Origin of the sequence: Vibrio sp. 1557 (assembly GCF_033340175.1) — a bacterium.
GTDB classification, from domain to species: domain Bacteria; phylum Pseudomonadota; class Gammaproteobacteria; order Enterobacterales; family Vibrionaceae; genus Vibrio; species Vibrio alginolyticus.
This window is the reverse complement of sequence record NZ_JAWOVZ010000220.1, coordinates 1-1162: the sequence shown is the minus strand read 5'-3', so window position 1 is coordinate 1162 and position 1162 is coordinate 1. Positions and strand designations below refer to the sequence as shown.

1 protein-coding gene is annotated in these 1162 nt (G+C 48.9%); it reads left to right on the top strand.

From position 1 onward, the window contains the following. Positions 1–1162 (top strand): phosphoenolpyruvate carboxykinase (ATP) (gene pckA / locus R7070_RS26025; protein ID WP_318141491.1); only part of this gene is annotated, 1162 nt, incomplete at both ends.

Genomic DNA, 1162 nt, shown 5'->3' with positions numbered 1-1162 from the left:
CCAGATACTCGCTTGAGCATTCGTGTGATCACAGAAGTAGCATGGCAAGCACACTTCGTAAAAAATATGTTCATTCGTCCTACCGAAGAAGAACTTGCAACGTTTGAACCTGACTTCGTAGTAATGAACGGCGCGAAATGCACCAACCCGAAATGGGAAGAGCAAGGTCTGAACTCTGAAAACTTCACGGTCTTCAACCTTACTGAGCGTACACAACTGATCGGTGGTACGTGGTACGGCGGCGAGATGAAGAAAGGTATGTTCGCCATGATGAACTACTTCCTTCCTCTGAAAGACATCGCATCGATGCACTGTAGTGCCAACATGGGCAAAGACGGCGACGTAGCAGTATTCTTCGGCCTATCTGGTACAGGTAAAACAACACTCTCTACCGACCCTAAACGCGCTCTAATTGGTGATGATGAGCACGGCTGGGATGACGATGGTGTCTTCAACTTCGAAGGCGGTTGTTACGCAAAAACCATCAAGCTATCGAAAGAAGCGGAGCCAGACATCTACAACGCGATCCGCCGCGATGCGCTGCTAGAAAACGTAACGGTTCGTAGCGACGGCTCTATCGATTTTGATGACGGCTCTAAGACAGAAAACACACGTGTTTCTTACCCTATCTACCACATCGAAAACATCGTTAAGCCAGTATCAAAAGGCGGTCACGCAAACAAAGTGATCTTCCTATCGGCAGACGCATTTGGCGTGCTACCTCCAGTGTCTAAGTTGACTCCAGAGCAAACCAAATACCACTTCCTATCTGGCTTTACTGCAAAACTGGCTGGCACAGAGCGAGGCATTACTGAGCCAACACCAACATTCTCTGCATGTTTTGGCGCAGCGTTCCTAACGCTTCACCCAACTAAATACGCAGAAGTACTGGTAAAACGTATGGAAGCCGCAGGTGCAGAAGCATACCTAGTGAACACCGGCTGGAACGGCACAGGTAAACGTATCTCTATCCAAGATACGCGCGGCATCATTGATGCGATCCTAGATGGCTCGATTGAAGATGCGCCAACTAAGCACATCCCAATCTTCAACCTTGAAGTACCGACTTCACTACCAGGTGTGGATCCAAGCATTCTAGACCCTCGCGACACGTACGTTGACCCACTACAATGGGAAAGCAAAGCGAAAGACTTGGCTGAGC